At 73.1% G+C, this 22,116-nt stretch carries 31 protein-coding genes and 1 tRNA gene; 11 read left to right on the top strand and 21 right to left on the bottom strand.

Annotated features, from left to right (window positions below; all coding sequences use genetic code 11):
• Nucleotides 1–13: 13 nt before the first annotated feature.
• The 4 genes from QUG92_RS07660 to QUG92_RS07645 are packed head-to-tail and all read right to left on the bottom strand — an operon-like array spanning nt 14 to nt 2,672.
• Nucleotides 14–391 carry a holo-ACP synthase gene (locus tag QUG92_RS07660; protein ID WP_182047249.1) on the bottom strand — a complete coding sequence of 126 codons (378 nt, stop codon included), beginning with the start codon at nt 389–391 and terminating at the stop codon, nt 14–16.
• A 50-nt stretch (nt 392–441) separates the two neighbouring features.
• Nucleotides 442–1,035 (bottom strand): hypothetical protein, encoded by a 594-nt coding sequence (locus QUG92_RS07655; RefSeq protein WP_182047248.1) that lies wholly within the window; start codon nt 1,033–1,035, stop codon nt 442–444.
• Nucleotides 1,032–2,042: an aldo/keto reductase gene (locus QUG92_RS07650; RefSeq protein WP_289458561.1), complete on the bottom strand. Its 1,011-nt coding sequence runs from the start codon at nt 2,040–2,042 to the stop codon at nt 1,032–1,034. The genes QUG92_RS07655 and QUG92_RS07650 overlap by 4 nt, the downstream gene beginning before the upstream one ends.
• A gap of 57 nt (nt 2,043–2,099) precedes the next feature.
• Nucleotides 2,100–2,672: a hypothetical protein gene (locus tag QUG92_RS07645; protein WP_289458559.1), complete on the bottom strand. Its 573-nt coding sequence runs from the start codon at nt 2,670–2,672 to the stop codon at nt 2,100–2,102.
• 70 nt (nt 2,673–2,742) lie between these two features.
• On the opposite strand from QUG92_RS07645, the gene QUG92_RS07640 reads away from it, so the two are divergent.
• Nucleotides 2,743–4,509: an AMP-binding protein gene (locus QUG92_RS07640; protein WP_289458557.1), complete on the top strand. Its 1,767-nt coding sequence runs from the start codon at nt 2,743–2,745 to the stop codon at nt 4,507–4,509.
• A 65-nt stretch (nt 4,510–4,574) separates the two neighbouring features.
• On the opposite strand, the gene QUG92_RS07635 is transcribed toward QUG92_RS07640, so the two are convergent.
• The 3 genes from QUG92_RS07635 to QUG92_RS07625 form a co-directional block, all read right to left on the bottom strand.
• Complete coding sequence (locus QUG92_RS07635; protein WP_182047244.1) at nt 4,575–4,733, bottom strand: hypothetical protein; 159 nt, start codon at nt 4,731–4,733, stop codon at nt 4,575–4,577.
• A 5-nt stretch (nt 4,734–4,738) separates the two neighbouring features.
• A complete protein-coding gene (locus QUG92_RS07630; protein WP_182047243.1) occupies nt 4,739–4,888 on the bottom strand; it encodes a hypothetical protein in 150 nt (49 codons plus the stop codon).
• A gap of 80 nt (nt 4,889–4,968) precedes the next feature.
• Nucleotides 4,969–5,532 (bottom strand): MarR family winged helix-turn-helix transcriptional regulator, encoded by a 564-nt coding sequence (locus QUG92_RS07625; RefSeq protein ID WP_289458553.1) that lies wholly within the window; start codon nt 5,530–5,532, stop codon nt 4,969–4,971.
• Nucleotides 5,533–5,994: 462 nt separating this feature from the next.
• Between QUG92_RS07625 and QUG92_RS07620 the strand changes: the two genes are divergently transcribed.
• Nucleotides 5,995–7,590, top strand: a complete 1,596-nt coding sequence (locus QUG92_RS07620; protein ID WP_289458551.1) for a long-chain-fatty-acid--CoA ligase — start codon at nt 5,995–5,997, stop codon at nt 7,588–7,590.
• 9 nt (nt 7,591–7,599) lie between these two features.
• On the opposite strand, the gene QUG92_RS07615 is transcribed toward QUG92_RS07620, so the two are convergent.
• Complete coding sequence (locus QUG92_RS07615) at nt 7,600–7,773, bottom strand: hypothetical protein (protein ID WP_289458550.1); 174 nt, start codon at nt 7,771–7,773, stop codon at nt 7,600–7,602.
• A gap of 134 nt (nt 7,774–7,907) precedes the next feature.
• Between QUG92_RS07615 and QUG92_RS07610 the strand changes: the two genes are divergently transcribed.
• Nucleotides 7,908–7,980: transfer RNA gene (locus QUG92_RS07610), tRNA-Val, on the top strand.
• Nucleotides 7,981–8,037: 57 nt separating this feature from the next.
• Here the strand turns inward: QUG92_RS07610 and QUG92_RS07605 are convergent.
• Nucleotides 8,038–8,361 carry a putative quinol monooxygenase gene (locus tag QUG92_RS07605; protein ID WP_289458548.1) on the bottom strand — a complete coding sequence of 108 codons (324 nt, stop codon included), beginning with the start codon at nt 8,359–8,361 and terminating at the stop codon, nt 8,038–8,040.
• A 76-nt stretch (nt 8,362–8,437) separates the two neighbouring features.
• Between QUG92_RS07605 and QUG92_RS07600 the strand changes: the two genes are divergently transcribed.
• Nucleotides 8,438–9,151 carry a TetR/AcrR family transcriptional regulator gene (locus tag QUG92_RS07600; protein ID WP_289458545.1) on the top strand — a complete coding sequence of 238 codons (714 nt, stop codon included), beginning with the start codon at nt 8,438–8,440 and terminating at the stop codon, nt 9,149–9,151.
• Nucleotides 9,151–9,642: a hypothetical protein gene (locus QUG92_RS07595; protein WP_289458543.1), complete on the top strand. Its 492-nt coding sequence runs from the start codon at nt 9,151–9,153 to the stop codon at nt 9,640–9,642. Before QUG92_RS07600 ends, QUG92_RS07595 begins: the two co-directional genes overlap by 1 nt.
• Nucleotides 9,643–9,684: 42 nt before the next feature.
• Here the strand turns inward: QUG92_RS07595 and QUG92_RS07590 are convergent, their stop codons facing one another.
• Nucleotides 9,685–10,425 carry an SDR family oxidoreductase gene (locus QUG92_RS07590; protein ID WP_289458541.1) on the bottom strand — a complete coding sequence of 247 codons (741 nt, stop codon included), beginning with the start codon at nt 10,423–10,425 and terminating at the stop codon, nt 9,685–9,687.
• Nucleotides 10,426–10,860: 435 nt separating this feature from the next.
• On the opposite strand from QUG92_RS07590, the gene QUG92_RS07585 reads away from it, so the two are divergent.
• Complete coding sequence (locus tag QUG92_RS07585; RefSeq protein ID WP_289458539.1) at nt 10,861–11,247, top strand: isochorismatase family protein; 387 nt, start codon at nt 10,861–10,863, stop codon at nt 11,245–11,247.
• Between the two features lie 19 nt (nt 11,248–11,266).
• Here QUG92_RS07585 and QUG92_RS07580 read toward each other — a convergent pair whose 3' ends face one another.
• The 4 genes from QUG92_RS07580 to QUG92_RS07565 form a co-directional block, all read right to left on the bottom strand.
• Nucleotides 11,267–12,079 carry a phosphatase PAP2 family protein gene (locus QUG92_RS07580; RefSeq protein WP_182047236.1) on the bottom strand — a complete coding sequence of 271 codons (813 nt, stop codon included), beginning with the start codon at nt 12,077–12,079 and terminating at the stop codon, nt 11,267–11,269.
• A gap of 147 nt (nt 12,080–12,226) precedes the next feature.
• On the bottom strand, nt 12,227–12,580 hold the full coding sequence (locus QUG92_RS07575) for a hypothetical protein (RefSeq protein WP_289458537.1): 354 nt from the start codon (nt 12,578–12,580) through the stop codon (nt 12,227–12,229).
• A 59-nt stretch (nt 12,581–12,639) separates the two neighbouring features.
• Nucleotides 12,640–13,218 (bottom strand): Asp23/Gls24 family envelope stress response protein, encoded by a 579-nt coding sequence (locus tag QUG92_RS07570; protein ID WP_289458535.1) that lies wholly within the window; start codon nt 13,216–13,218, stop codon nt 12,640–12,642.
• Nucleotides 13,215–13,772, bottom strand: a complete 558-nt coding sequence (locus QUG92_RS07565) for an RNA polymerase sigma factor (protein WP_182047233.1) — start codon at nt 13,770–13,772, stop codon at nt 13,215–13,217. The genes QUG92_RS07570 and QUG92_RS07565 overlap by 4 nt, the downstream gene beginning before the upstream one ends.
• A gap of 270 nt (nt 13,773–14,042) precedes the next feature.
• Between QUG92_RS07565 and QUG92_RS07560 the strand changes: the two genes are divergently transcribed.
• A complete protein-coding gene (locus tag QUG92_RS07560; protein WP_259346207.1) occupies nt 14,043–14,171 on the top strand; it encodes a hypothetical protein in 129 nt (42 codons plus the stop codon).
• 10 nt (nt 14,172–14,181) lie between these two features.
• Here QUG92_RS07560 and QUG92_RS07555 read toward each other — a convergent pair whose 3' ends face one another.
• The gene (locus tag QUG92_RS07555; protein WP_182047232.1) at nt 14,182–14,337 is read right to left on the bottom strand and encodes a hypothetical protein; all 156 of its coding nucleotides are present in this window, start codon (nt 14,335–14,337) and stop codon (nt 14,182–14,184) included.
• Between the two features lie 229 nt (nt 14,338–14,566).
• Here QUG92_RS07555 and QUG92_RS07550 point away from each other — a divergent pair, with 229 nt between their 5' ends.
• Entirely contained in the window at nt 14,567–14,983 is a 417-nt protein-coding gene (locus tag QUG92_RS07550; protein ID WP_289458533.1) for a VOC family protein, read from the top strand.
• Nucleotides 14,984–15,072: 89 nt separating this feature from the next.
• Here QUG92_RS07550 and QUG92_RS07545 read toward each other — a convergent pair whose 3' ends face one another.
• From QUG92_RS07545 to QUG92_RS07535, 3 genes are all read right to left on the bottom strand, one after another.
• On the bottom strand, nt 15,073–15,213 hold the full coding sequence (locus QUG92_RS07545; RefSeq protein ID WP_189319506.1) for a hypothetical protein: 141 nt from the start codon (nt 15,211–15,213) through the stop codon (nt 15,073–15,075).
• A gap of 61 nt (nt 15,214–15,274) precedes the next feature.
• On the bottom strand, nt 15,275–16,183 hold the full coding sequence (locus QUG92_RS07540; protein ID WP_289458528.1) for an SDR family oxidoreductase: 909 nt from the start codon (nt 16,181–16,183) through the stop codon (nt 15,275–15,277).
• A complete protein-coding gene (locus tag QUG92_RS07535; RefSeq protein WP_289458526.1) occupies nt 16,180–17,403 on the bottom strand; it encodes a zinc-dependent alcohol dehydrogenase in 1,224 nt (407 codons plus the stop codon). Before QUG92_RS07535 ends, QUG92_RS07540 begins: the two co-directional genes overlap by 4 nt.
• Nucleotides 17,404–17,553: 150 nt before the next feature.
• On the opposite strand from QUG92_RS07535, the gene QUG92_RS07530 reads away from it, so the two are divergent.
• Together QUG92_RS07530 and QUG92_RS07525 are read left to right on the top strand one after the other, a co-directional pair.
• Nucleotides 17,554–17,895 (top strand): DUF3140 domain-containing protein, encoded by a 342-nt coding sequence (locus tag QUG92_RS07530; protein WP_289458525.1) that lies wholly within the window; start codon nt 17,554–17,556, stop codon nt 17,893–17,895.
• 68 nt (nt 17,896–17,963) lie between these two features.
• Complete coding sequence (locus tag QUG92_RS07525) at nt 17,964–18,173, top strand: hypothetical protein (RefSeq protein ID WP_182047226.1); 210 nt, start codon at nt 17,964–17,966, stop codon at nt 18,171–18,173.
• A 51-nt stretch (nt 18,174–18,224) separates the two neighbouring features.
• Here QUG92_RS07525 and QUG92_RS07520 read toward each other — a convergent pair whose 3' ends face one another.
• From QUG92_RS07520 to QUG92_RS07510, 3 genes are all read right to left on the bottom strand, one after another.
• The gene (locus QUG92_RS07520) at nt 18,225–19,112 is read right to left on the bottom strand and encodes a glycoside hydrolase family 16 protein (RefSeq protein WP_182047225.1); all 888 of its coding nucleotides are present in this window, start codon (nt 19,110–19,112) and stop codon (nt 18,225–18,227) included.
• Nucleotides 19,113–19,216: 104 nt separating this feature from the next.
• Nucleotides 19,217–20,527, bottom strand: a complete 1,311-nt coding sequence (locus QUG92_RS07515) for a PP2C family protein-serine/threonine phosphatase (RefSeq protein WP_289458520.1) — start codon at nt 20,525–20,527, stop codon at nt 19,217–19,219.
• Nucleotides 20,528–20,663: 136 nt separating this feature from the next.
• Entirely contained in the window at nt 20,664–20,927 is a 264-nt protein-coding gene (locus QUG92_RS07510) for a hypothetical protein (protein WP_069711065.1), read from the bottom strand.
• A gap of 153 nt (nt 20,928–21,080) precedes the next feature.
• Here QUG92_RS07510 and QUG92_RS07505 point away from each other — a divergent pair, with 153 nt between their 5' ends.
• On the top strand, nt 21,081–22,043 hold the full coding sequence (locus tag QUG92_RS07505) for an SDR family NAD(P)-dependent oxidoreductase (RefSeq protein WP_182047223.1): 963 nt from the start codon (nt 21,081–21,083) through the stop codon (nt 22,041–22,043).
• The last annotated feature ends 73 nt before the right edge of the window (nt 22,044–22,116 follow it).

Here is a 22,116-nt window from a genome sequence, read left to right as displayed (position 1 = left end):
GTCGCGGCGGCGTTCAGCGCTCGGACATGGCCACGGCGGTGGCGATCGCCAGCCCCCGTTCGTGGGACAACGACACCGCGACGGGACCGCAACCGATCGCCGCGGCCAGCTCGGCGGCCCGTCCGGACAGCTCGACGAGCGGAGCGCCGGACACGTCGAGCACGACCGCGACGTCGGTCAGCGGCACCGCCTGGTCGCGCCCTGGACGCAGGAGCTTGAGCACGGCCTCCTTGCCGGCGAAGCGCGCGGCGAGCCGCTCGGGGTCGTCCCCGACGTCGGCGCGCTCCCGCGGGGTGAACACGCGGGACAGGTACCGCTCGCCGTGGGCGGCGACGGCCGCGACGACGTCGTCGACCGCCGCGAGGTCCGTGCCGGTCCGGATCGTCGTCATGCAGGCAGCGTACGGGGAGGCGGGGACGCCGTTCAGCGGTACTGAGTCCGTCAGCGGTACTGCGGCGGCCAGTCGAACGGGGCCGGCCGGTGCGCGACCTCGCCGACCGTCGTCACCGCGAGCACGACCTGCCGGCGGTCCGTCAGCTCGATCGACCGCGGGTTGCCGAGGTACCGGTGGCCGTCCACCCACACGGTCAGCTCGCCTCGCAGCCCACCGACGTGGCCGGCGCCGAGCGAGACGTCCCACTCGTCGAAGAACTGCCCGAGGGTGAACGTCTGCCGAGTGGGCGACTCGACGTGCAGGATGCCCGAGGTGTCGTGCGTGTGCAGCTCGGCGGCGAAGTGCTCGCGTGCCGAGTGGCCGACGTCACCGGGGACCGTGACCGGGGTCGCACCGTCGAGCACCGTCAGGTGGGTGTGCACGTGCTCCGCCAGCGGCTCGCCCCAGACGTTCCGCAGCCCCGCCGCCTCGGCCCGCGTCTCGAGGTCGGTGGGCGCCGGCCAGGGAGGCGCGGTGCGGGTCGTCCCCGTCGCGGGCGCCGTGCAGAGGGCGAGCAGGACGACCGCCACCGCCGCGACGAGCGTCACGACGACACCGCGTGGTGCCGTCGTGCGCGCGCTGCGCGGCGGTCGGGCGCTCACCACTTGTCGTGCACCGTGGCCCGGAACCACCGGTCGTAGAGCTCGTGCACGGTGGCGTCGAGCGCGCCGAGGTCGAGTGGGCTGCCGTCGAGCGCACCGCCGTCGACGAGGTCGGCGGCCGCGGCGTTCGATCGGGCCTGCTCCGGGTTGCGGGCGCCCGGGATCGCCGCGGTCACGCCGTCCTGCGCGACGATCCACGCGAGGGCTGCCTGCGGCACCGAGACCCCCTCGGGGAGCGCAGCCGCGAAGGCCTGTGCCGCCTGCACGCCGTCCTCGAAGTCGACGCCGCTGAAGGTCTCGCCCTGGTCGAAGGCCTCGCCGTGCCGGTTGTAGTTGCGGTGGTCGCCCTCGCTGAACGTGGTGTCGGTCGTGTACTTGCCGGAGAGCAGCCCCGATGCCAGCGGGACGCGCGCGAGGATGCCGACCCCCGCCTCCCGTGCGGCCGGCAGCACGCGGTCCAGCGGCTTGAGGCGGAAGGCGTTGAGGATGACCTGCACGCTCGCGACGTGCGGGCGGGCGATCGCGGTGAGCGCCTGGTCGGCGGTCTCGACGGAGACGCCGTAGGCGGCGACCGATCCGTCGGCGACGAGCGCGTCGAGCGCGTCGTACACGGCGTCGTCCTCGAAGACCGGCGTCGGCGGGCAGTGCAGCTGGACGAGGTCGAGCGTGTCCTGCTGCAGGTTCCGCCGGGACCGGTCCACCCACTCGCGGAAGTTCGCGGCGACGTAGTTCGACAGGACCTGGTCGGCTCGGCGGCCCATCTTCGTCGTGACCGTGAGCGGGACGTCCGGGTTCGCCTGCCGCCACGCCCCGATGAGCTGCTCGCTCCGGCCGTCGCCGTACACGTCGGCGGTGTCGAAGAGCGTGGTGCCGGCCTCGACGGCGGCGTCCATCACGGCGTTCGCGTCCTGCTCGCTGACGGGGCCCCAGTCACCGCCGAACTGCCAGGTGCCGAGGCCGACGACGGACACGGTGCGGCCGGTACGGCCGAGGGTGCGACTCTGCATGGGACCGAGCGTAGTCACCGGGGTGGTGCGCTTCCCCGGCCTGTCCGTCCGCCGCCGTCAGCGGTCGACGGAGCCGGGCTCGACCGGCCCGGGTTCGACGGGGCCGGGCAGGGCGGCGCCCGCGCGCTGGAGGAGCGCCCGTGCCGCTCGGGCGCGGGGGATGACCCACGCGACCGACCAGGTCCCCATGCCGATCCAGAGCGCGGCGAGCAGCGTCGTCAGGACCGGTCCGTGTTGGTCGGCCATCGACAGCGTCATCGCGGTCCAGAGGACGCAGAGCACGACCTTGCCCCACCCCGCGCCCTCGCGGTCCGCCTGGGCCTGCAGGGCCGGGACCCACTCCTCGGCGGGGACGCCGAGCGGGACCCGCCCCTCGGCGACCCAGCGCTGCACGGCGACGGCGTGCTCGTAGCCACCCGCCGCGCGCCAGGAGCGCAGCTGTGTCCAGACGCCCACGGCGCCGCCGAGCACGGCCGCGGGGACGCCGACCCCGACGACGAGGCCCGTGGTCGTCGTGGCCCACGACGAAGCGACGAGCACGGCGAGCACGACCCCGAAGGCCGCGCCCGCGACCGCGCTGCCGAGCAGGCGCAGGCGACCCGCCTCGTCCACCACACCGACCCTGTCCACGAGGAGCGACGCTACGCGCTCCCGACGACCGCACGCTGCACGTCCGCCGTCGATCCGGCATGATCGACCGGTGCCCTCCTCGAACCCGACCCAGGTCTACCGCGCCGCCCGCGACGAGCTGCTCGCCGTCCTCGACGAGCGCGACCCGGTCCGCGCCGAGGAGGCCCGCCGCGCCTTCCGGTGGCCCGACCTCGGCGACACGTTCAACTGGGCGACGGACTGGTTCGACGTGATCGCGCGCGGGAACGACCGCGTGGCGCTGTGGATCGTCGACGAGGACGGCGGCTCCCGGACGACCTACGCCCAGATGGCGGCGCGGTCCGACCGCCTCGCCGTGCACCTCGACCGGCTCGGGGTGCGGAAGGGCGACCACGTGCTGCTCATGCTCGGCAACCAGCTCGAGCTCTGGGAGACGATGCTCGCGGTCATGAAGCTCGGCGCCGTGATCCTGCCGACCTCGACCATGCTCGACACCGCCGACCTGCAGGACCGGATCGACCGCGGCGGCGTGGCCCACGTCGTCACGAACCACGGCGAGACGCCGAAGTTCGACGGTGTCACGGGGGCGCCGTCCCGCATCGTGGTCGGGGGCGCCGCGGACGGCTGGACGACCTACCCCGACGACCTCGGCGACCCGGCACCGGAAGGCGAGGCCCGACCGGTGGTCACCACCTCCACCGGCGACCCGTGCCTGGTCTACTTCACCTCCGGCACGACCTCGAAGCCGAAGATGGTCGTCCACTCCCAGGTCTCCTACCCCGTCGGGCACCTCAGCACGATGCACTGGCTCGGCCTCCGGCCCGGCGACGTCCACCTCGCGATCAGCTCGCCCGGCTGGGGCAAGCACGCCTGGAGCTGCTTCTTCGCTCCGTGGATCGCCGAGGCGACCGTCTTCGTGTACGACACCCCACGGTTCGACCCCGCCGGGCTGCTCGCGCAGCTCGAGGAGGCCGGCGTGGACACGTTCTGCGCGCCGCCGACCGCGTGGCGCATGATGCTGCAGGCCGACCTCGGGCCGAAGCCGCGGGCCCTGCGCGAGGTCGTGTCAGCGGGGGAGCCGCTCAACCCCGAGGTGATCGCACGCGTGCAGGCGGCGTGGGGACTGACGATCCGCGACGGCTACGGGCAGACGGAGACGACCGCGATCGTCGGCAACGTGCCCGGCGCTCCGGTGACCCCCGGCGCGATGGGTCGGCCGCTCCCCGGCGTCACCGTCACGCTGCTCGACCCGGTGACCGGACGTGCCGGCGAGGAGGGCGAGGTGTGCCTCGACCTCACCGAGCGGCCGACGAACCTGATGGCCGGCTACCTCGGCGACCCCGGCCGCACCGCCGACGCGATGCGCGAGGGCTTCTTCCGCACCGGCGACGTCGCGAGCCGGGACGCCGACGGCCAGCTCACGTTCATCGGCCGCACGGACGACGTCTTCAAGTCGTCGGACTACAAGGTCTCGCCGTTCGAGGTGGAGAGCGCACTGCTTCGGCACGACGCCGTGGCGGAGAGCGCCGTGGTGCCCGCTCCGGACGAGGCGCGGCTCAACGTCGTCAAGGCGTACGTGACGCTCGCGGCCGGGTGGGAGCCGACCGCGGACACCGCCCGCGCGGTGCTCGAGCACGCGCGCACCGCGCTGCCGGCGTACGCCCGCGTCCGCCGCGTCGAGTTCGGCCCCCTGCCCAAGACGATCTCCGGCAAGATCCGGCGGGTCGAGCTCCGCGAGCGCGAGGAGCAGGCGGCGACCGCCGGCACCCGGGTCGAGGGGGAGTGGCGGGACGAGCAGTTCCCCGAGCTCCGCGCCGTCGGCCGTCGGGCGACGCAGCGGAGCCCGCACACCGACTGAACGGTGGGCGGGCTCCGGAAGGCGGCTGGACGGCCGGCGGTCGTCCGTCAGGCGTCGGTGGCGCCTCAGGCGGCGCGGAAGAAGTCGCCGTAGGTCGGCTCGGGCGGGACGTCGCCGTGCGTGCGGTGGTGCACGAGGGCGTCGATCTCGTCGGGGTGCCGCAGACCGCGGCGGTGCCACTCGTGCGGGTTGCGCTGGAGCTCGTGGAGGTCGCGGATGCTCATCGCGCTCAGGCCCCCAGCGTCACGACGGTTACGGCGGCGGTGGCCACGGTGACGGCGACGATCCCGAGGCTGGTCGCCACGACGGCGAGCAGGCGGCCACGCGCTGTCTCCCGGACCTCGGAGAACTGCGAGTGTGTTGCGTCGATGGTGCTCATGGCCGGCCCTTTCCCGTGACGTCGGTCGTCACCGTTCGGCGACTGGCACCAGCTTGCTCCGGTTTCTCTAGTTTGTCTAACTACTGATGTGGATGCGTACGCATCTCGGACATCGGGCGAGGTCGGTCGGCGCCGTCGGCCTCGACCGAGGGGGCGTCGGCCTCCATGACGGTGATCATCTCGGTCAGGAAGGCGCTCATCTCGGCGACGGTCTGCGGTGACAGCCGGTCCGCCGCGGCGATCATCCGGGCGTGCACGTCGGTCAGCTCGGAGCGGACCTCGTCGTCGCTGCGGACCGTGGCGACGAGCAGCGCACCGCGGCCGTCGGCGGGGTCGGCGCGGCGTTCGGCGTGCCCGGAGGCCACGAGCCGCTTCACGACCGCGGTCGTGGACGCCGACGTGATGCCGAGGTGGGCCGTGAGGTCGCCGGGCCGCACCGGTCGCCCTTGCTCGCCGGCGCGCAGCAGGAAGCGCACGGCCTCCATGTCGGTCGCGTTCATCCGCATCGAGCGCCGCTTGCGTTCGCGCATGGACACCTCGGCCGCGCGGTACCGCCGCATGAGCGAGAGCAGTCCGACCCCGGCCTGCTCCTGCCGGTCGGGGTACCAGTACCCCGACGTCCCGTGCGTGCCGTCCTCGGTCATCGCACACCTCCTCGTCCCGTCGGGTCCTCGTCCCGTCTGGGTCGGACCGTACCGAGCGTGCCTCGCGATGGGGACCACGCGTCGGGGTACAGACGATTGCTCGAACGCGGCCGCGGGGGTGCGCGGGCGGCGGACGGGAGGCGCGTGGCGGGCCCCGCCCCGTGCCTCCCGTCCCGTGGGCGACGCGCGCCCACCGGAGGCGTCGAACGGGGCGGCGGCCGATCCGTGACCCGAACACAGACCGACCGCCGGCGCCGTGGCACCTGACCCGTACCGCGACACCCCGATTGAACACGATGTCGCCGACATCGCGCCCCTTCAGCCGCAGGACGCACCGGATCGGGTGTGGTCCGGCGGGCCACCACCCCCGTCGCAGGGGCGCTCCGGCGCGTCCCGGACCGCTCGCCGTCGCGGGTCGTAGGCTCACTGAGGAGTACTCGTCACGGGAGACGGAAGGCCGGCATGACCAGCACCACCACCAGCAGCCACCCCGCCACCGGAGCCGACGACGGCACACGGACGACGCAGGCCACGGCCTCGGTCGCCGCGATCCTCGCCGAGTCCGCCGCGCGGTTCCCCGACGACGTCGCCGTCGTGGTCGGCGACCGTCGGACGACCTACGCCGCGCTGTGGCGCGAGACCCTCGCGTACGCCGGGGCGCTGCGTGCCCGTGGCATCGGCGAGGGCGACCGTGTCGCGATGCTCGTGCCGAACGTGACCGACTTCGCCCGGGTCTACTACGCCGTGCTCGCGCTCGGAGCCGTCGTCGTGCCGGTGCACGCGCTGCTCAAGCGTCGTGAGATCGAGTTCGTGCTGCAGGACAGCGGCGCCGCGCTCATGGTGTGCGCCGCCCCGCTCCTCGGCGAGGGCGGTGCCGGTGCCGAGCTCGCCGGGGTCGACCTCCTCAGCGTGCTCGCGCCGGCCGACACCGACGACGGTCCGGACCGCCTGGAGGCCCTCGCCGCGACGAGCGAGCCGCTGACCACCTACGTCCCGCGGCACCCGTTCGACACCGCGACGATCCTCTACACGAGCGGCACGACGGGACAGCCGAAGGGTGCCGAGGGCTCGCACTTCGCGCTGCTCGAGCAGGTGAACACGAGCCTCCTCACCACCTTCGACATGCGCCGGGGCGACGTCCTGCTCGGAGCGCTGCCGCTCTTCCACACGTTCGGCCAGACCTGCACGATGAACACCGGCTTCCGCGCCGGGGCCACGATCGTCATGCTGCCGAAGTTCGACGGCGACGCCGCCCTGGCGGCGATGGTCGAGCACGACACGGCGATCTTCATGGGCGTGCCGACCATGTACATCGCGCTCCTCGACGCAGCGACCCGCACCGAGGCCCGCCCGCGGCTGCGCTACGCCATCTCCGGCGGCGCGTCGCTGCCCCTCGCCGTCCTCGAACGCTTCCAGGAGGTCTTCGACGCCCCGGTGCACGAGGGGTACGGCCTCACCGAGACCTCACCGGTCGCGTCGTTCAACCACGTGGGCACCGCGCCCCGACCCGGCACCATCGGCACCCCGATCTGGGGCGTCGACATCGAGATCGCCGACCCGGAGGACGCCGACCACGTGGTGCTGCTGCCGCGCGGGGAGATCGGCGAGCTCGTCATCCGGGGGCACAACCTGATGAACGGATACCTCAACCGGCCGGACGCCACCGCCGCCGCGATCGTGGACGGCTGGTTCCGGACCGGGGACCTCGGGACGAAGGACGACGACGGCTACCTGACGATCGTCGACCGCACGAAGGACATGATCATCCGCAACGGCTACAACGTGTACCCGCGGCAGGTCGAGGAGGTCCTCGCCACGCACCCGGACGTCACCATGGCGGCCGTGTTCGGTGTCCCGCACGAGGTGCACGGCCAGGAGGTCGCCGCAGCGGTCGTGCTCCGTCCCGACGCCACCGTGACCCCGGAGGAGCTCGTCCGCTTCGTCGCGGACGAGATCGCGGTGTACAAGTACCCGCGCATCGTGCACGTCGTGGACGCGCTGCCGCTGGGGCCGAGCGGGAAGGTGCTCAAGCGGGAGCTCGTCGAGCGGTTCGGCTGAGGGGTCGGGTCAGCGTCCGGCGCCGTCGGGCGACCGGTGCGCGCGGTCGCGGGCGCTACCGCGGTTGCGGTTGCGGTCGCTGCCGCGGTCGCGTTGGCGGTCACGACTGATCGCGGCTGCGGCGACGGCGAGGAACGCGAGTCCCGGGACACCGGTGGACAGGGCGGCCAGGACGAGCCACATCGGTCCGAAGTCCGCGCCGCCCTCGGCGCCCGCGGTCGCTCGCAGCCAGATCGCGGACGCGGCCCAGGACAGGACCGGTCCGGTGTCGAAGGCCGGGGGCCGCGGGCCGGGGGACCCTCTAGGATCGACAGCAGGGGCCTTTAGCTCAGCTGGTAGAGCGCCACGTTTACACCGTGGATGTCGTCGGTTCGATCCCGGCAGGGCCCACCGGAGCAAGGGCTGGCCCTGCGCGACGTTCCAGCTGTCCTGCCGCGTGGTCGAGGGCTACTCGGCGTCGCCCGGCAGTGACGGGATCGCCGAGTACGGGTGTGCCGCGATGCGCACCGGCGGTTCGGCGAGGAGGTCGATGATCTCGTCGCGGAGCTCGTCGGCCATCGGGCTGTTCTCGTAGCCGTCCTTCGCCTCGACCGAACGGAAGACCTCGATGTTCCAGAGCACGTCCGGGTCGTCGTCCTCGCGCAGCATGATGAACCGGTCGGAGGATCCGGACTTCTCCATCCCGACCGTCGCGAGGTGGAACAGACGGTCCGCCATGCCGGGCTTGGCACGCATCTTGATGATGTACGAGGGCTGATCTGCGAATGCCACGGTGGTCCTCCGATGTTGGTTGGAACGGTGTTCCAGAAGTATGGAACGATGTTCCAAGATGTGTCAAGATGGTGCCGTGACGGACGTGGGACAGCGACCGCAGCGCAGGTCTGATGCGCTGACGAAGGCCGGGATCGTCGACGCGGCGATCGAGATCCTCGACGACGGCGGCGCCGGCGCCCTGACGTTCCGCGCCCTCGCGGCACACCTGGCGACGGGTGCCGGTGCGCTGTACCACCACGTCGCGAACAAGGGCGTGCTGCTGTCGACAGCGGCCTCAGCGGCGATGACCGAGGTCCTCGCAGCGGCCGGGAGCGCCGATCCCGCCGCGAGCATCCGCTCGGTCACCGTCGGCGTCTTCGATGCGATCACCGCCCGTCCGTGGCTGGGGTCGCAGTTGGTCGCAGCGCCGTGGCAGCCGGCCGTGCTGCAGCTCTTCGACCGCCTCGGCTCCGATGTCACGGCGCTCGGCGTGCCGGAGCCGGCGCAGTTCGACGCCGCGTCCGCGCTCGTGCACCACGTCCTCGGCGTCGCGAGCCAGTACGACGCCGGTCAGGGCCTCGACCCGGCCGGAGGGGGTCGGTCGGGGGTCATCGCGTCCTCGGCGTCGCCGCTGGTCCGGCCCGACGGCGGACGGTACCCGTTCCTCGTCCGGATCGAGCAGCAGCTGGTCGATCACGACGACCGGCAGCAGTTCGAGGCGGGGATCGAGATCATCCTCACCGGGCTCGGCGCGCTCCGTCGCGGCGCGGCGACCGGTGAGGACACGGACCGGGGGACGGGGTCCTGATGGAGACGTTCATCGCCTGGAGCGGCTTCCTCGGAGCCTGGCTCCTGGTCGCCGGTCCGCTGTACCAGGGCGTGCTCGAACTGCGCGAGGAGGACGCCGACCAGGCCGGCGCCGACCCCGGTTCGCCGGTCGCACCGCCACCACCGCCGTCGCCGTGGTGGTGGTTCCTGCCCCCGGTCATGCTCGTCCTCCGGCGACGCCGGAGCATCGCGTACCACCGCACGGTGCTCGCGGTGCTGTCGCCGCAGCAGCGAGAGCACCGCGAGCGGTTCATCCGCAAGGCGACCGGATGGTTCGTCGTCGCGATCGGCGGGACGTTCATCGCGGTCAAGGAGACGTGGGAACTCGTCGAGCACCACGAGTGGCATCCGGCGGTGTTCGTGCTGGTCCTGGTCGTCATGCTCGCGCTCGTCGGTGGGAACACCGTCTGGCAGGCCAGCCGCTGGTCACGCGGGTCCGATCCGGACCGCGGCGAGCGGCGGACCCGCTAGCTGCGAGCGGCCGCTGGTCCGTCGCGTGACCGCTGCCGACGGTCAGCGGCCGGGCAGGGTGCGGAGCGCCTGCGACCGCTGCTCGAGGAGCTCGTCCCAGGTGCCGTCGCGCTCTGCCCAGCGCAGTGCCTGCGCCCGCTCGACGACGACCTCGTCCGGTGACGGGTCCTCGGCGAGGATGCCCATCACCTCGTCGAGGTACGCCTCGAGCGGCAGCGCCGCCGGGTTGAGCTGCTCCTGCCCTGCGGTGGCCACGGCCGGGGGCACGAGCTCGGTGACACGGACGCCGGTCCCGGCCAGCTGGGCGCGGAGCGAGACGGAGTACGAGTGGACCGCCGCCTTCGACGCGCCGTAGGTGGCCATCAGGGGGAACGGCATGAACGCGATCCCCGAGGTGACGGTGATGAAGTCGCCGCGCCCCCTGCCGACGAGGTGCGGGGTGAAGGCGTCGAGGACGCGGATCGTCCCGAGGACGTTCACCGCGATCGTCGCCTCCGCCGCGTCGACGTGGGCGGGGTCGCGGAGGTCCTCGAGCAGCATCACGCCCGACATCGTCACGACGAGGTCGAGGTCGGGGTGCGCCGCGAGGACCTCGTCGCGAGCCCGGTCGACCGAAGCGGGATCGGTCACGTCGACGACGACGGTCTCGAGGTCGAGGACGCGGGTGGTGTCGCGCCCGCCGACGACGACGGTCGAGCCGGCGTCGGCGAAGCGGCGTGCGAGCCCCAGGCCGATGCCCGAGGTCCCTCCGACGACGAGGACGGTGCGGGCGGTGGTGTCCATGGTGGTCTGCTCTCTCCGGGCGGTCGGGGTCAGCACTGATCGTGCCGGAGGGACGCTGTCTCCGGGAGCGCCCTGCTGATCCAGGGGGTGCCAGGACCCCTCTCATGGCATCGCCGGATACCCCGCTGCCCGCTGCTCGAGGCACGGCGGGCGCTCGCCACAGGAACGCGCCGGTCTACCCCAGTCGTCGGGTAGACCGGCGAGGCACCGGTCCGTCGTCCGGTAGGACGGTTCTGTGGTGCCGGTGTCGCACCCGACCGGCGCGACCGCTCCGGTCGTGCCGGGACAGCCGGCACCACACCCCTCGGGGCCGAGCGACCGAGCGACCGAGCGACCGAACGCCCGCGCGGACGATGCGGCCGGCTGCGAGGTCGTCCCCGTGTCGGCAACCAGCGCGGTCCTCGTCATCGATCTGCAGGCCGGAGTCGTCCGGGGGTGCTTCGACGTGGACGGAGTCCTCCGACGGACCGCACACCTCGTCGGGCGGACGAGCCGCTCGTCCGGAAGGAGTACCGCGACGCCTTCGCGGCGACCGACCTGGCGGAGGTCCTGCAGGCCCTCGGCGTCCAGCGTCTCGTGGTGGCCGGAGCACAGAGCGACCACTGCATCCGGACCACCACCCGGTCTGCGGCGGTCCGGGGGTACGACGTCACCCTCGTGTCGGACGCGCACACCACGACCGACACAGCGCACGACGGTGTCGTCATCTCCGGCGAGCAGGTCGTGGCACACACGAACACGTACTTCGCCGGCCTCCGCTACCCGGGGCACCGCTCCGCAGCCGAGCTGCACGACCAGGTGGCCCTGGAGGCCGTCCACTGATCGCTGGACCCGTCTCCGGTCAGTCCCCGACCGTGTCGTCGTCCTGCGCACTCAGGAAGAGCCGGTGGCTCGTGATCAGCAGCGACAACCACCCGCTGCCGGTGACCCAACCGACGGCGACGTCCGTGAACCAGTGCGCCCCGAGCAGGACCCGTGACAGCCCGACCGTCACGGCGGTCCCGGCGGCGGCCCCGGCCAGTGCGACCTGGGGCCCGGTGCGTTCCTGCCGAAGCGCCAGCAGGTAGGCGATGACACCGACGATCGTCGTGGTGTTCAGCGTGTGGCCGGACGGGAAGGACGGGGAGCGCTCGTAGGGCGGGACGGCGTCGCGGCGGCGGGGCCGGTTCCGCTTGATGCGGTCCTTGCCGAGCAGGGTCATCGCGAGCGAGCCCGCGCCCGCGGCGACGAGCAGCGTCACCGGGCTCGCGCGGCGCTCCCGGACGGCGAACGCCACCGCCGAAGCGACGGCCAGCACCGGCATCGAGACCGGACCGAACACGCGCGCGATGACGGCGGCGGTACCGTCGACGGCGGGGGAGCGGAGCCGCTTCGCCTGCTCGAGCACCGGACGGTCCAGGCTCGCGATGCCGTCGCGCCCGGTCACGCCGTCGTAGATCCACGCCGCACCCGCCGTCGCCGCCAGGGCGATCCCACCGCCGACCGCGAGCGTGACCACGAGCGCGCGGTGGGCTCCGACCCGCTGTGCGAGCCCGCGGTGTCGGGCGGCCAGCCGCTGCCCGGCACGGGACCGCCATTCGGTCAGGTCGCGCCGACCGAGACGACGGTCGTGGGGAACCGTGCGGTCGGGGGAGGGGGTACCGGAGTCCGTCACGACGCCATCCTGGCCCGGTGCCGTCGCTGACGGTCAGGAAGCCGACGACGACCGCGTCCCCACCCGCCGGACGGGAGGAACGGCGCGGGCCCGCACCGCGCCTCCCGTCCGCCACCGGGTCACCGCCCTCCCCGGTGCGACGACCGGTCAGGACGCCGGTCGCACCGGGTCCTCGACGAGCCGGACGGTGACGCTGACCAGGTCCGCCGACGGCCGGACCGCCGCGTCCAGCGCGTCGCGCAGACGCTCGCCCACCACGCGGAGCGTGTCGCAGGCCGGGAGCTCGCCGGAGACGGCGATGCCGGCTCTGACGTGCACGCGTCCGCCACCGCGGTCGACGTCGACCAGGACGTCCGGTTCCGGGAGCGTCAGCGCCGGTGCGACGGCCTCCGCGACCGCCCCGGCGGCGGCCACGAGCGGACGTGCCGAGTAGACCCCGGTGACGCCGGGCACCCCCCGGACGGCCTCGGTCAGGGTGCGCGCGAGCGCTTCGTCGTCCATCCGCACTCCTCAGGGTCGGTACTCGGGTCAGGGTCGGTCGGGGTCTCAGGGTCGCCGGGTCAGGGCAGGTACACGTCGTCGAAGCGGACGTCGACGGCCTCGACGACCAGTCCCGTGTGCCGCTCCACGGTCTCGGTGACGGTCCGACGGAGCCGGTCGGCGGTGGGCTCCGCCGGCTCACCGTAGGCAAGGCCGGCGGTCACGTCGATCCGCACGGTGGCACCGGGCTGCTCGAGGTCGCCCTCGAGGACGCAGCGGCCCATCACGACGCCGCCCATCGTGTCGCCGGCCCGGCGGACGAGCCCGCGGACGGCCGCCTCGGTCAGCGCGAGCCGCAGTCGGGGATCCGGGTGCGCCACGGGCACGTCACGGCCGGGGCGGACCTCCGCCCGGATGGCGTCGAGGAGTCGGTCGACCCAACCGGACTCCCGGTCGCGCTCGGAGTCGGCGCGCCGCTCGAGGGCACCGACCGAGAGTTCGCGGAGCCGCTGCATGCCGGCCATGGCGAGTCGGCAGGCGGCGGAGCCCTCGATGGACGGGTCGACGGGCGTCCGGCCGCGGTCGAGGTAGTCCGCGAGCTCCTCCATGGTGTGTCCGTCGAGGTCGTCGTCGGGCACGGGGAGGTCGTCGTCCGTCATCGCCATCCCTCCATCTCCGCGGAGAGGAACCGTCGTGCCCGGGCGAGGAGCCCCCGCACGGTCGAGGTCGGGAGCTCGAGTTCCTCGGCGATCTGCTGGTAGCTGTGCCCGGCGGTCTCCCGCAGGAGCCAGCACCGTCGCTGGTCGACCGGCATCCGCTCCAGTGCCGCCCACATCGCGTCGAGCTGCATCCTGGTCTCGACGGTACGCTCCGGCGTCAGTCGCGGGTCGGCGGGCCGCTCGACCGCGTCGAGGTCGTCGTGGTGTCGACGGCGCCGCAGCCGGTCGAGCGCTCGTCGGGTGACGATCTGCACCATCCACGGTCGGAAGCGCCCCGGGTCCTCGAGGTCCCCGAGCTTCCGCCAACCGGTCAGGAACGACTCCTGCACGACGTCGTCGGCCTCGTCGTTCGAGCCGAGCACCTGCTCCGCGTACACGCGCATGAGCGGACCGTGGCGCCGGGCGAGCACCTCGAACGCGGGGACGTCACCGTCGGACGCACGGGCGACGAGCGTCGCGTCCGAGGCGTCCTGCAGGGGTCCTCCGCCGCTCATCGCCGCCTTCCGTCCGTCGAGCGCCGGCCGACGGGCCGGTCCACTCCGAGCATGCACCGCGACGGCAGCGCGCGTCCGCGTCCGCGTCCGCGTCCGGGCGCGGTCGACGGGCCTGGTTCGTGACACATCGGCGTCGCGGGACGTCCCACTGGTGACATGCACGACGAGACCACCGCCACACCCCCGACCGCACCACCGCACGACGAGCCCGCCGGTCCGCCTCCGGACGCGCCGGTCGTCCCACCCACCCGGTCGGGCCGGTCCCTGTGCATGAGCGTCTTCGACCGGTGGCGCTGTGGACTCGACGCCGGACACGTCGGCATGCACATCGCCGCCGAGGCCGGTGCGACGACGTCCTGGAACGACGCCGTGGCGGGTCGGATGCTCCGGGATCTCTGACGACCCACGCTCACGACGTGACGAAGAAGTCGCGGTAGCACGGGTCGGCGGGCAGGTCGGCGAGCAGCCGCGCGTGCACCATCGACGCGATCTCGTCAGGGTGCCGGAGGCCGCGACGGTGCCACTCCCGGGGCTCGGCGTGCAGGGCGGCGAGGTTCGGTCGCACGGGTCGTCTCCGTCCCTCGTCGGTGGTCCGTCCGGTCGGACGGCTCCGTCCAGACTGTCCCGGTGTCCGCCGTGCCGTACCGCGGTCACGGGTACCGGCCGGTCCCGCCGGTGCACGTCCACTTCACGCGTCCGACCGTCGCAGGAGGGCCGACCACCACGGGGCACGGCCGTCTGCCATGCTCGTCCCGACGCGGACGGCGGAGTCCGCCCGACCCGAAGGAGCACCCGTGTCCGTCTTCCTGAACCCCTACCTCGGCTTCCGTGACCAGGCGCGCGAGGCGCTCGACTTCTACCACGGCGTCCTCGGCGGCGAGCTGAAGTCGATGACCTTCGCCGAGGGCGGGATGTCGCAGGACCCCGCGGACGCCGACAAGGTGATGCACGGGCAGATCCAGACCGATGCCGGCCTGCTGCTCATGGCCTCGGACGCTCCGGCGAGCATGCCCACGCCGACCGAGAGCCGCATCTCGGTGTCGCTCAGCGGCGACGACGAGGAACTCCTGACCGGCTACTGGAACGGGCTGGCCGAGGGCGCGACCGTCATCGAGCCGCTGACGAAGGCTCCGTGGGGCGACACCTTCGGGATGCTCACCGACCGCTTCGGCGTCACCTGGCTCGTCAACATCAGCGGCGCCGCGGGCTGACCGACCTCGGACGGACGGGAGGCGCGGTGCCAGCCGGCACCGCGCCTCCCGTCCGTCGTCACGCCCTGGGCGTGCCGTGGAGCATCAGATCACCGGTGTCCGTTGATCTGGCCCAGCCAGCGGCCGAAGGCCGGCTCCTGCTGGTCGTCGTGCAGCGCCTTCAGGGTGCTGGTCGGGACGCAGTGCCGCTCGGTGTCGACGCCGGTCCCCTCGTGGAGGTCGAGGCTCATGAGTGCTCCTTCGCATGTGGTGTGGACAGTTCGACACCGGACGGCCGTCCGGCATTCCCGATCACGGCGTGACCATGCCGCCGTTGACGTTGAGGGTCTCCCCGGCGACGAAGCTCGACTCCTGCGAGGCGAGGAACACGTACGCCGGGGCGAGCTCGGCGGGCTGGGCGGCACGGCCCATGGGGGACTCGCTGCTGCCGAACTCGGGGAGTGACTCCGGGTCGACGCCGCCGCTCGGCTGCAGGACGGTCCACGTCGGGCCCGGGGCGACGATGTTGACGCGGATCCCGCGCTCGACGAGCAGCTGCGACAGGCCCTTCGAGAAGTTGTTGATCGCGCCCTTCGACGCCGCGTAGTCGAGGCGGTCCGGAGCGGGCTGGTACGCCTCCATGGACGCCGTCGTGGTGACGGTCGAGCCCGGCTGCAGGTGCGGCAGCGCGGCCTTCACGAGGCGGAACAGGCCGAAGACGTTGACGTCGAAGGTCGCCTCGAACTGCTCGTCCGTGATGTCGAGCAGGTCCGGCTGCCAGCGCTGCTTGCCGGCGACGCTGACGAGGGCGTCGATCCCGCCGAGCTCGGCGACGGCGCGCTCGACGAGCTGCCCGGCGTACGCCTTGTCGCGGAGGTCCCCGGGGACGGCGACGGCCTTGCGACCCGCGGCCTCGATCTGCTCGATGACGTGGTCGGCGTCGGACTGCTCCTCGGGCAGGTAGGCCAGGACGACGTCGGCACCCTCGCGGGCGAAGGCGATCGCCACGGCGGCGCCGATGCCCGAGTCCGCTCCGGTGATCACGGCCTTGCGGCCCTCGAGCCGCCCGGTCCCGCGGTAGCTGGACTCGCCCAGGTCGGGCACCGGGGTCATCTGCGACTGCAGCCCCGGTTCCTCCTGCGTCTGCGGCTCGGGGGAGACGTCGGGGTAGCGGCTCCGGGGGTCGCCGAAGGCGTACTGGTCGACCGGCGAGGTGCTCATCGGGTCGCCTCCAGCTCCACCTTGACCCAGCCGGGCTCGCGGCGGTCGAAGGCCTCGTACGCCTCGATCGCCGAGCCGATCGGCTCGTGCTCGGTGATGAGCGCGGTCGGGTCGAACTGGCCCGACGCCACCAGGTCGATGAGCGGCGGCGTCACCGAGTGGTGGTCGCAGTTGCCCATCCGGATCGTCAGGTTCTTGTTCATCGCCTCGCCGATCGGGTACGACTGCGCGGTCGGACCGTAGACGCCGATGATGCCGATGCGGCCGTACTTCGCGACCGAGGCGACCGCCCACTGCGCGACCTGCGACGGGCCGTCGCCGGGCTTCCACTGCTGCTGCTCGCCGAAGCCGTCCGGGGACGCGTCGGGCGCGACCTGCTGCACCTCGGCGTCGAACTGCCGGGCCTGCTCCTCGGAGACCGCGGCCGGGCCTCGCTTCGGGCGCTCGGCGTCCACGCCGACGGCGTCGATCACGGCGTCCGCACCGATGCCGTTGGTGAGGTCCATGATCGCCTGCACCGGGTCCTCGCGGTTGTAGTCGACCACCTCGCAGTGCTGCGCGAGCGCGGCGGCGAGACGGGTCTCCTCACCGTCGACGACGATGACGCGCGCGGCGCCGAGCTTGTACGCCGACGCGGCGGCGAACTGGCCGACGATGCCGGCACCGAACACGACGACGACGTCACCGCGGGTGACACCGGCGAGCTCGGCGCCGAACCACCCGGTCGGGAAGATGTCGGAGAGCAGGATCGCCTGCTCGTCGCTGACGTTCTCGGGCAGCGGGTGCATCGTGTTGCGGGCGTAGGGCACGCGGACGAACTCGGCCTGCAGGCCGTTCACCGGACCGGTCGACTCGGGGCCGCCGAAGAAGCTCGTGCCCGCCTGGGGACCGTTCGGGTTCGCCACGTCGCACTGCGCGGTCTTGCCCATCCGGCAGTACCGGCAGGCGCCGCAGGAGATGGTCGAGTTGATGACGACGCGGTCGCCGGCGGAGAAGCCACGCACGGCGTCGCCGACCTGGGTGACGACGCCGACGGCCTCGTGCCCGAGGATCGTGCCCTCCTGCATCGGCGCCATGGTGCCGCGCACGAAGTGCAGGTCGGTGCCGCAGATCGCACTGCGGGTGATCCGGACGATCGCGTCCTCCGGGTGCTGGATGGTGGGTTCCGGGACCTCGTCGAGACGGATGTCCCCGATGCCGTGCCAGACCACTGCGCGCATGTCGCTCTCGCTTTCCTGTCGTGGGGTGTTCGGGGGACACACAACGCGCACGGCCCTGGACGCGCGCGGAGCGCCGTCCGGTCTGCGCACCGCACCGGGGGACAGCGGGTGCTGCGGACCCGCCCAGGCGCGGCGCGTTCGCTGACGCGCATGAGCGACGACCAGCACGACGAGGAGCAGACCCGCGACGACTTCGCCGACGCCGTCAACATGACCGCGTCCCAGCTGAAGGAGTGGCTCGACACCGACGGGTCGAAGGAGGTCGGGCAGAAGCCGGACGGCGGCGGCGAGTCCACCGGGCACGAGAGCGGGCGGCACATCGTCGCCATCCTCGAGAAGAAGCAGGGCGACTACACGGACGACGACTACGCGCACATGCGGAAGGTCGTCGGGTACGTGGCGCGGCACGCGAAGCAGGAGCCGAAGGGCGACTCCCACGACTCGAAGTGGCGCTGGTCGCTCATGAACTGGGGCCACGACCCCGAGAAGTGATCCCGGGGAGTGAGCCCGCGGGGTGAGTCCGAGGAGTGACCCCGGGCGGCCTGCGGCAGAATGGGTCCGTGGACGACTCCGGCATGCCCCGCTTCCGTCGCATCTGGTCGACGATCCAGGTGGGTGTGCTCGCGGCCGCCGTGCTGTTCTGCGTGGTGATGCTCGTCATCGGGCAGGGCGAACTCGACCGGGTCTACGCGGTCGGCGCGGTCTTCTTCGGTCTGGCCCTGGTCGGGCACGCGACCTACCTCTGGCTGCTGGCCCGCACCCGTCGCTGACCGCCGTCGGACGGGAGGCGCGTGGCGGTGTGGCCCCGCGCCTCCCGTCCGTCAGGACTGCTGCCAGACGCGCACCCAGTCGACGGTCATCTGCTGCGGGAACCGGGTGGTCGCGTCCGGCGACCCCGGCCAGGTGCCACCGACCGCGACGTTCAGCACCACGAAGAACGGCTTGTCGAACACCCACGGCGCCGACCCGACGTCGGCGCGGGTGACCGTCCGACGGGCGACGCCGTCGACCGTCCACGTGACGGAGCCGGGGCGCCAGTCGACTCCGTAGACGTGGAAGTCGTCCGCGAAGGCAGCACCGTTCGGCTGCGTGTACGACGCCGTCAGCCCCTGCGCCCCGGAGTACCCGGGGCCGTGCACCGTCCCGTGGACCACGGCTGGCTCGTACCCGACGTTCTCCATGACGTCGATCTCGCCGCACGCGGGCCAACCGACCTGGCCGATGTCGGCACCGAGCATCCAGAACGCCGGCCACAGGCCCTGGCCCCGCGGGATCCGGATGCGCGCCTCGATGCGGCCGTACTGCGCGGTGAACGTGCCCTCGGTCTTCAGACGGGCGGAGGTGTACGAGCCGTCGGCCTCGCGGCGGGCGGTGACGACGAGGTTGCCGGCGCCGTCGAGGGCGCTGTTGCGACGGGAGTCGGTGTAGGTCTGCAGCTCGGCGTTGCCCCAGCCCCCGGCGCCGGTGTCGAAGCGCCAGATCCCCGGGTTCGGAGCGCTGCCCGCGGCGCCGTCGAACTCGTCGGCGGCGAGCAGCGTGCCACCGCTCGTGGCGGCCTCGGCGGGTGCGCCGGCGCCGAGGACGGTACCGGCGGCGGCGGTCGCAGCGGCGGCGCCGGTCAGGCCGAGCGTCAGGAAGCGGCGTCGGCCGAGGTCGTCGCGGTGGACCGAGGGTGCGTCGTCGTGCGCGGGCGTGGGGTCGTTCGTCATCAGGTCGTCCCGGGTCGGCGGACCCGCCAACGGACGGGGCACTGGATCATCACCCGCCGGGCGCGCCACCGCCAGTCCGCAGTTCGGGGGGCACGCGGCCGCGGTCAGGGCCGGTAGGCGACGCAGAGCACCGTGACGTCGTCCGGGTGCTCGCCGGCGTGGGCCAGGTCGGCGATGCCGGCGACGACCTGCTGGGGATCGGGACGCTCGGCGACCCACGCCTCGAAGCGGTCGAGCGAGTCGAGGTCGCCGCCGAACAGGTCGAGCACGCCGTCGCTGACGGCGACGATGACGTCACCCGGCACGAGCAACGTGTCCTCCGCCGTCCAGCTCGTGCCGACACCGATCGGCAGGTGTCCGGACCGGAGCGGTCGGACGCTGCCGTCGGCACCCCGGAGGAGGGTGAGCCCGTGCCCGGCGTCCACCCAGCGGGCGTGGCCGTCGCGGTCGACGCGGACGTGGAAGCACGTGGTGAACTGGCCGCTGGTGAGGTCGGCGGCGCCCGTGGCGAGGCCGGTCGCGGCACGGCGGACCGCGACGGCGGGGTCGGTCTCGTCGACGGTGCTCCGGATGAGCGAGCGCACGGCCGCGGCGATCATGCCGGCGCCCACGCCCTTGCCCATGACGTCCCCGAGGGTGAACGCGGCACCGCCGGGGGTCGCGAACCAGTCGTAGAAGTCGCCGCCGACGGTCCGCGCCGGGATGCAGACGCCCACCGCGCGGACCTCGTCCGGCAGGCCGGCGGTCGTCGTCGGCAGGAGCGACTGCTGCACCAGGGCGGCCCGGTCGATCTCGCCCTCGGCCACGCGGCGACGGCGCTGCACCGCGGCGAGCTGCAGGCTCGCCTGGCGCGCGAGCTCGTTCGTCACGGCGGCGGTCGCGCCGAAGACGATCACCACGGTGAACAGGCGGACGAACTCGCTGCCCTGCGCCTCCGTCGGTGCGATGAGGTACGGCAGCAGGAGTGCCCCGGCGGTCCCGAGCACCGGCCAGAGGACGTTCCACCGGCCGGGGTTCGCGGCGACCCAGATGAGCGGGAGCACCACGATGGTGGTGAAGACCGACCGGCTGTCGCCGGTGCCGTACCGGAGCAGGCCGATGGCGAAGAAGTCGAGCGCGGGGACGAGGAGCTCCAGGCGCATGGTGCCGGGCCACCGCGCCGGCACCGCTGCGGCCGCGAGGGCGGCGACGGCGATCGCGACACCGGTCCACATCCAGGGTGCCGAGGTCACGAGGAGCCAGGGCGACAGGCTGCTCGCGACGGCCGCCCCGACGACGAGCGCGGTGATGAGCGTCTGCTTCGCCAGCGGGGCCCAGGACGTCCGGATGCCCGCGAGGACGATCGGACCCGTGTCGTCGCGGACGGTGGTCGTCCACGTGCGCGTCGACGACGGGCGGTCCGCGGTGCTCGTCACGGAATCGAGTCAACCTCGGTGCGGCCCGCGGGAGCAACCCCACTCCGAGGGCCGGGCGCGCCGCCGCGCTCGCTGTCCAGGACGGATCGTCGCAGCAAGACGTCGTCCACGGCGCGGGAGCGCGTCAGAGCCCGCGTCAGAGCCCGAGGCGGAGGGCGAGCGGGACGAGCAGCCCGGCGACCCAGACGAGCACCATCACGAGGGCCCCGACCGCGAGCCACCGGCGGCGCCGACGGAGCTTCGGGCTGCGGTCCTCGCCCCACATCTGCGCGCGGACGAGGGTGCGGTTCGCCTGCTCGACCACCCTCCGGACCTCGGGGTCCTCGAGCGGCAGCGAGCCGGAGCGGGCGTGCTCGGCGATCGCCGTGGCTTCCTCGACGGTGAGCTCGTCCTTCGGCATGGGCCCATCGTCGCACCTGCACGACGTCGTCCGGAAGAGCCTGCGGTCAGCGGCCGACAGCGCGGCCGACACCGGAGCCGACACCGCGGGCGGGAGCCCGGGCACCCGCCGTCCTGGGGGAGACCGCAGCCGCCACCGGGTAGCAACGAGGACATGTCAAAGCGCTTCCGCGGGAAGATCGTCGTCGTCACCGGAGCATCGAGCGGCATCGGGAGGGCCGCCGCCCACGAGTTCGCCCGGCAGGGCGCCACCCTCGTGCTCGCCGCACGCGGGCACGAGTCCCTCGAGGCCGCCGCCGCCGAGTGCCGGAAGCTCGGCGCCGAGGCGATCGCGATCCCCACCGACGTCGCCGACGAGCACGCCGTCAAGGACCTCGTCGCCACCACGACCACCCGGTTCGGCCGCATCGACGTCTTCGTCGGCAACGCCGCACTGTTCATCTACGGGCTCTTCGAGCAGACCCCGACGAAGGCGTTCAAGCGCGTCGTCGACACGAACCTCTACGGACACCTCCACGCGATCACCGCGCTCCTGCCGCACTGGAAGCAGCGCGGGAAGGGCACGTACGTGCTCGTCGGGTCGATCCAGTCGCTGCTCTCGGCGCCGTACCAGTCGGCGTACGTCACGAGCAAGCACGCCGCCCTCGGCCTGGTCGACGTCCTCGGCGACGAGTTCGCCGGCACCGACATCGAGTTCACCGCCCTGCTGCCCTCGACGATCGACACGCCGATCTACCAGAACGGCGCCAACTACACCGGCAAGAACTCGCACCCGCTGCCGCCGACGGTCTCCGTCGAGCGCGCCGGGAAGGCCGTCGTGCAGGCCGCCCTGCACCCGAAGCGCTACCGCTTCGTGGGGCGCATCCAGGCGTCCCTCGTGCCGCTGCAGTACGTGTTCCCGGGGCTGTTCCACAAGATCACGAAGCCCATGGTCGAGACCTTCGCCCTGCGCGGCAGGGGCGCCCCCACGGACGGGAACCTCTACGCCCCGGCCGACGCCGGCAACGCCACCGACGGTGGCTGGGTCGCGAAGCGTCGCCGGGTCACCCGGCCCCTGGTCTGGGCGGGCATCGCCGCGGTCGTCGGCACGGCCATGCTGGGCCGCCCGCGTCGCTGACCCACCCACCGGACGGACCGGAGGCGCGGTGCAGACCCGCACCGCGCCTCCCGTCCGTCTGCGGTCGGGCCGC

This window comes from Curtobacterium citri, assembly GCF_030362955.1.
Taxonomy (GTDB): Bacteria; Actinomycetota; Actinomycetes; order Actinomycetales; family Microbacteriaceae; genus Curtobacterium; species Curtobacterium citri.
The sequence above is the reverse complement of the archived record's forward strand: the minus strand, read 5'-3'. Positions and strand labels throughout refer to the sequence as shown.

Excerpts from the sequence above, each read along its gene's own strand:
- QUG92_RS07545 (WP_189319506.1), bottom strand. The coding sequence starts at position 15,213 with ATGAGCCTCGACCTCCACGAGGGGACCGGCGTCGACACCGAGCGGCAC.
- QUG92_RS07595 (WP_289458543.1), top strand. The coding sequence starts at position 9,151 with ATGGAGACGTTCATCGCCTGGAGCGGCTTCCTCGGAGCCTGGCTCCTG.
- QUG92_RS07635 (WP_182047244.1), bottom strand. The coding sequence starts at position 4,733 with ATGAGCATCCGCGACCTCCACGAGCTCCAGCGCAACCCGCACGAGTGG.
- QUG92_RS07505 (WP_182047223.1), top strand. The coding sequence starts at position 21,081 with ATGTCAAAGCGCTTCCGCGGGAAGATCGTCGTCGTCACCGGAGCATCG.
- QUG92_RS07590 (WP_289458541.1), bottom strand. The coding sequence starts at position 10,425 with ATGGACACCACCGCCCGCACCGTCCTCGTCGTCGGAGGGACCTCGGGC.
- QUG92_RS07650 (WP_289458561.1), bottom strand. The coding sequence starts at position 2,042 with ATGCAGAGTCGCACCCTCGGCCGTACCGGCCGCACCGTGTCCGTCGTC.
- QUG92_RS07575 (WP_289458537.1), bottom strand. The coding sequence starts at position 12,580 with ATGGACGACGAAGCGCTCGCGCGCACCCTGACCGAGGCCGTCCGGGGG.
- QUG92_RS07560 (WP_259346207.1), top strand. The coding sequence starts at position 14,043 with ATGAGCGTCTTCGACCGGTGGCGCTGTGGACTCGACGCCGGACACGTC.
- QUG92_RS07535 (WP_289458526.1), bottom strand. The coding sequence starts at position 17,403 with ATGCGCGCAGTGGTCTGGCACGGCATCGGGGACATCCGTCTCGACGAG.
- QUG92_RS07520 (WP_182047225.1), bottom strand. The coding sequence starts at position 19,112 with ATGACGAACGACCCCACGCCCGCGCACGACGACGCACCCTCGGTCCAC.
- QUG92_RS07510 (WP_069711065.1), bottom strand. The coding sequence starts at position 20,927 with ATGCCGAAGGACGAGCTCACCGTCGAGGAAGCCACGGCGATCGCCGAG.
- QUG92_RS07565 (WP_182047233.1), bottom strand. The coding sequence starts at position 13,772 with ATGAGCGGCGGAGGACCCCTGCAGGACGCCTCGGACGCGACGCTCGTC.
- QUG92_RS07630 (WP_182047243.1), bottom strand. The coding sequence starts at position 4,888 with ATGAGCACCATCGACGCAACACACTCGCAGTTCTCCGAGGTCCGGGAG.
- QUG92_RS07660 (WP_182047249.1), bottom strand. The coding sequence starts at position 391 with ATGACGACGATCCGGACCGGCACGGACCTCGCGGCGGTCGACGACGTC.
- QUG92_RS07625 (WP_289458553.1), bottom strand. The coding sequence starts at position 5,532 with ATGACCGAGGACGGCACGCACGGGACGTCGGGGTACTGGTACCCCGAC.
- QUG92_RS07570 (WP_289458535.1), bottom strand. The coding sequence starts at position 13,218 with ATGACGGACGACGACCTCCCCGTGCCCGACGACGACCTCGACGGACAC.
- QUG92_RS07530 (WP_289458525.1), top strand. The coding sequence starts at position 17,554 with ATGAGCGACGACCAGCACGACGAGGAGCAGACCCGCGACGACTTCGCC.
- QUG92_RS07615 (WP_289458550.1), bottom strand. The coding sequence starts at position 7,773 with ATGTGGCTCGTCCTGGCCGCCCTGTCCACCGGTGTCCCGGGACTCGCG.
- QUG92_RS07540 (WP_289458528.1), bottom strand. The coding sequence starts at position 16,183 with ATGAGCACCTCGCCGGTCGACCAGTACGCCTTCGGCGACCCCCGGAGC.
- QUG92_RS07620 (WP_289458551.1), top strand. The coding sequence starts at position 5,995 with ATGACCAGCACCACCACCAGCAGCCACCCCGCCACCGGAGCCGACGAC.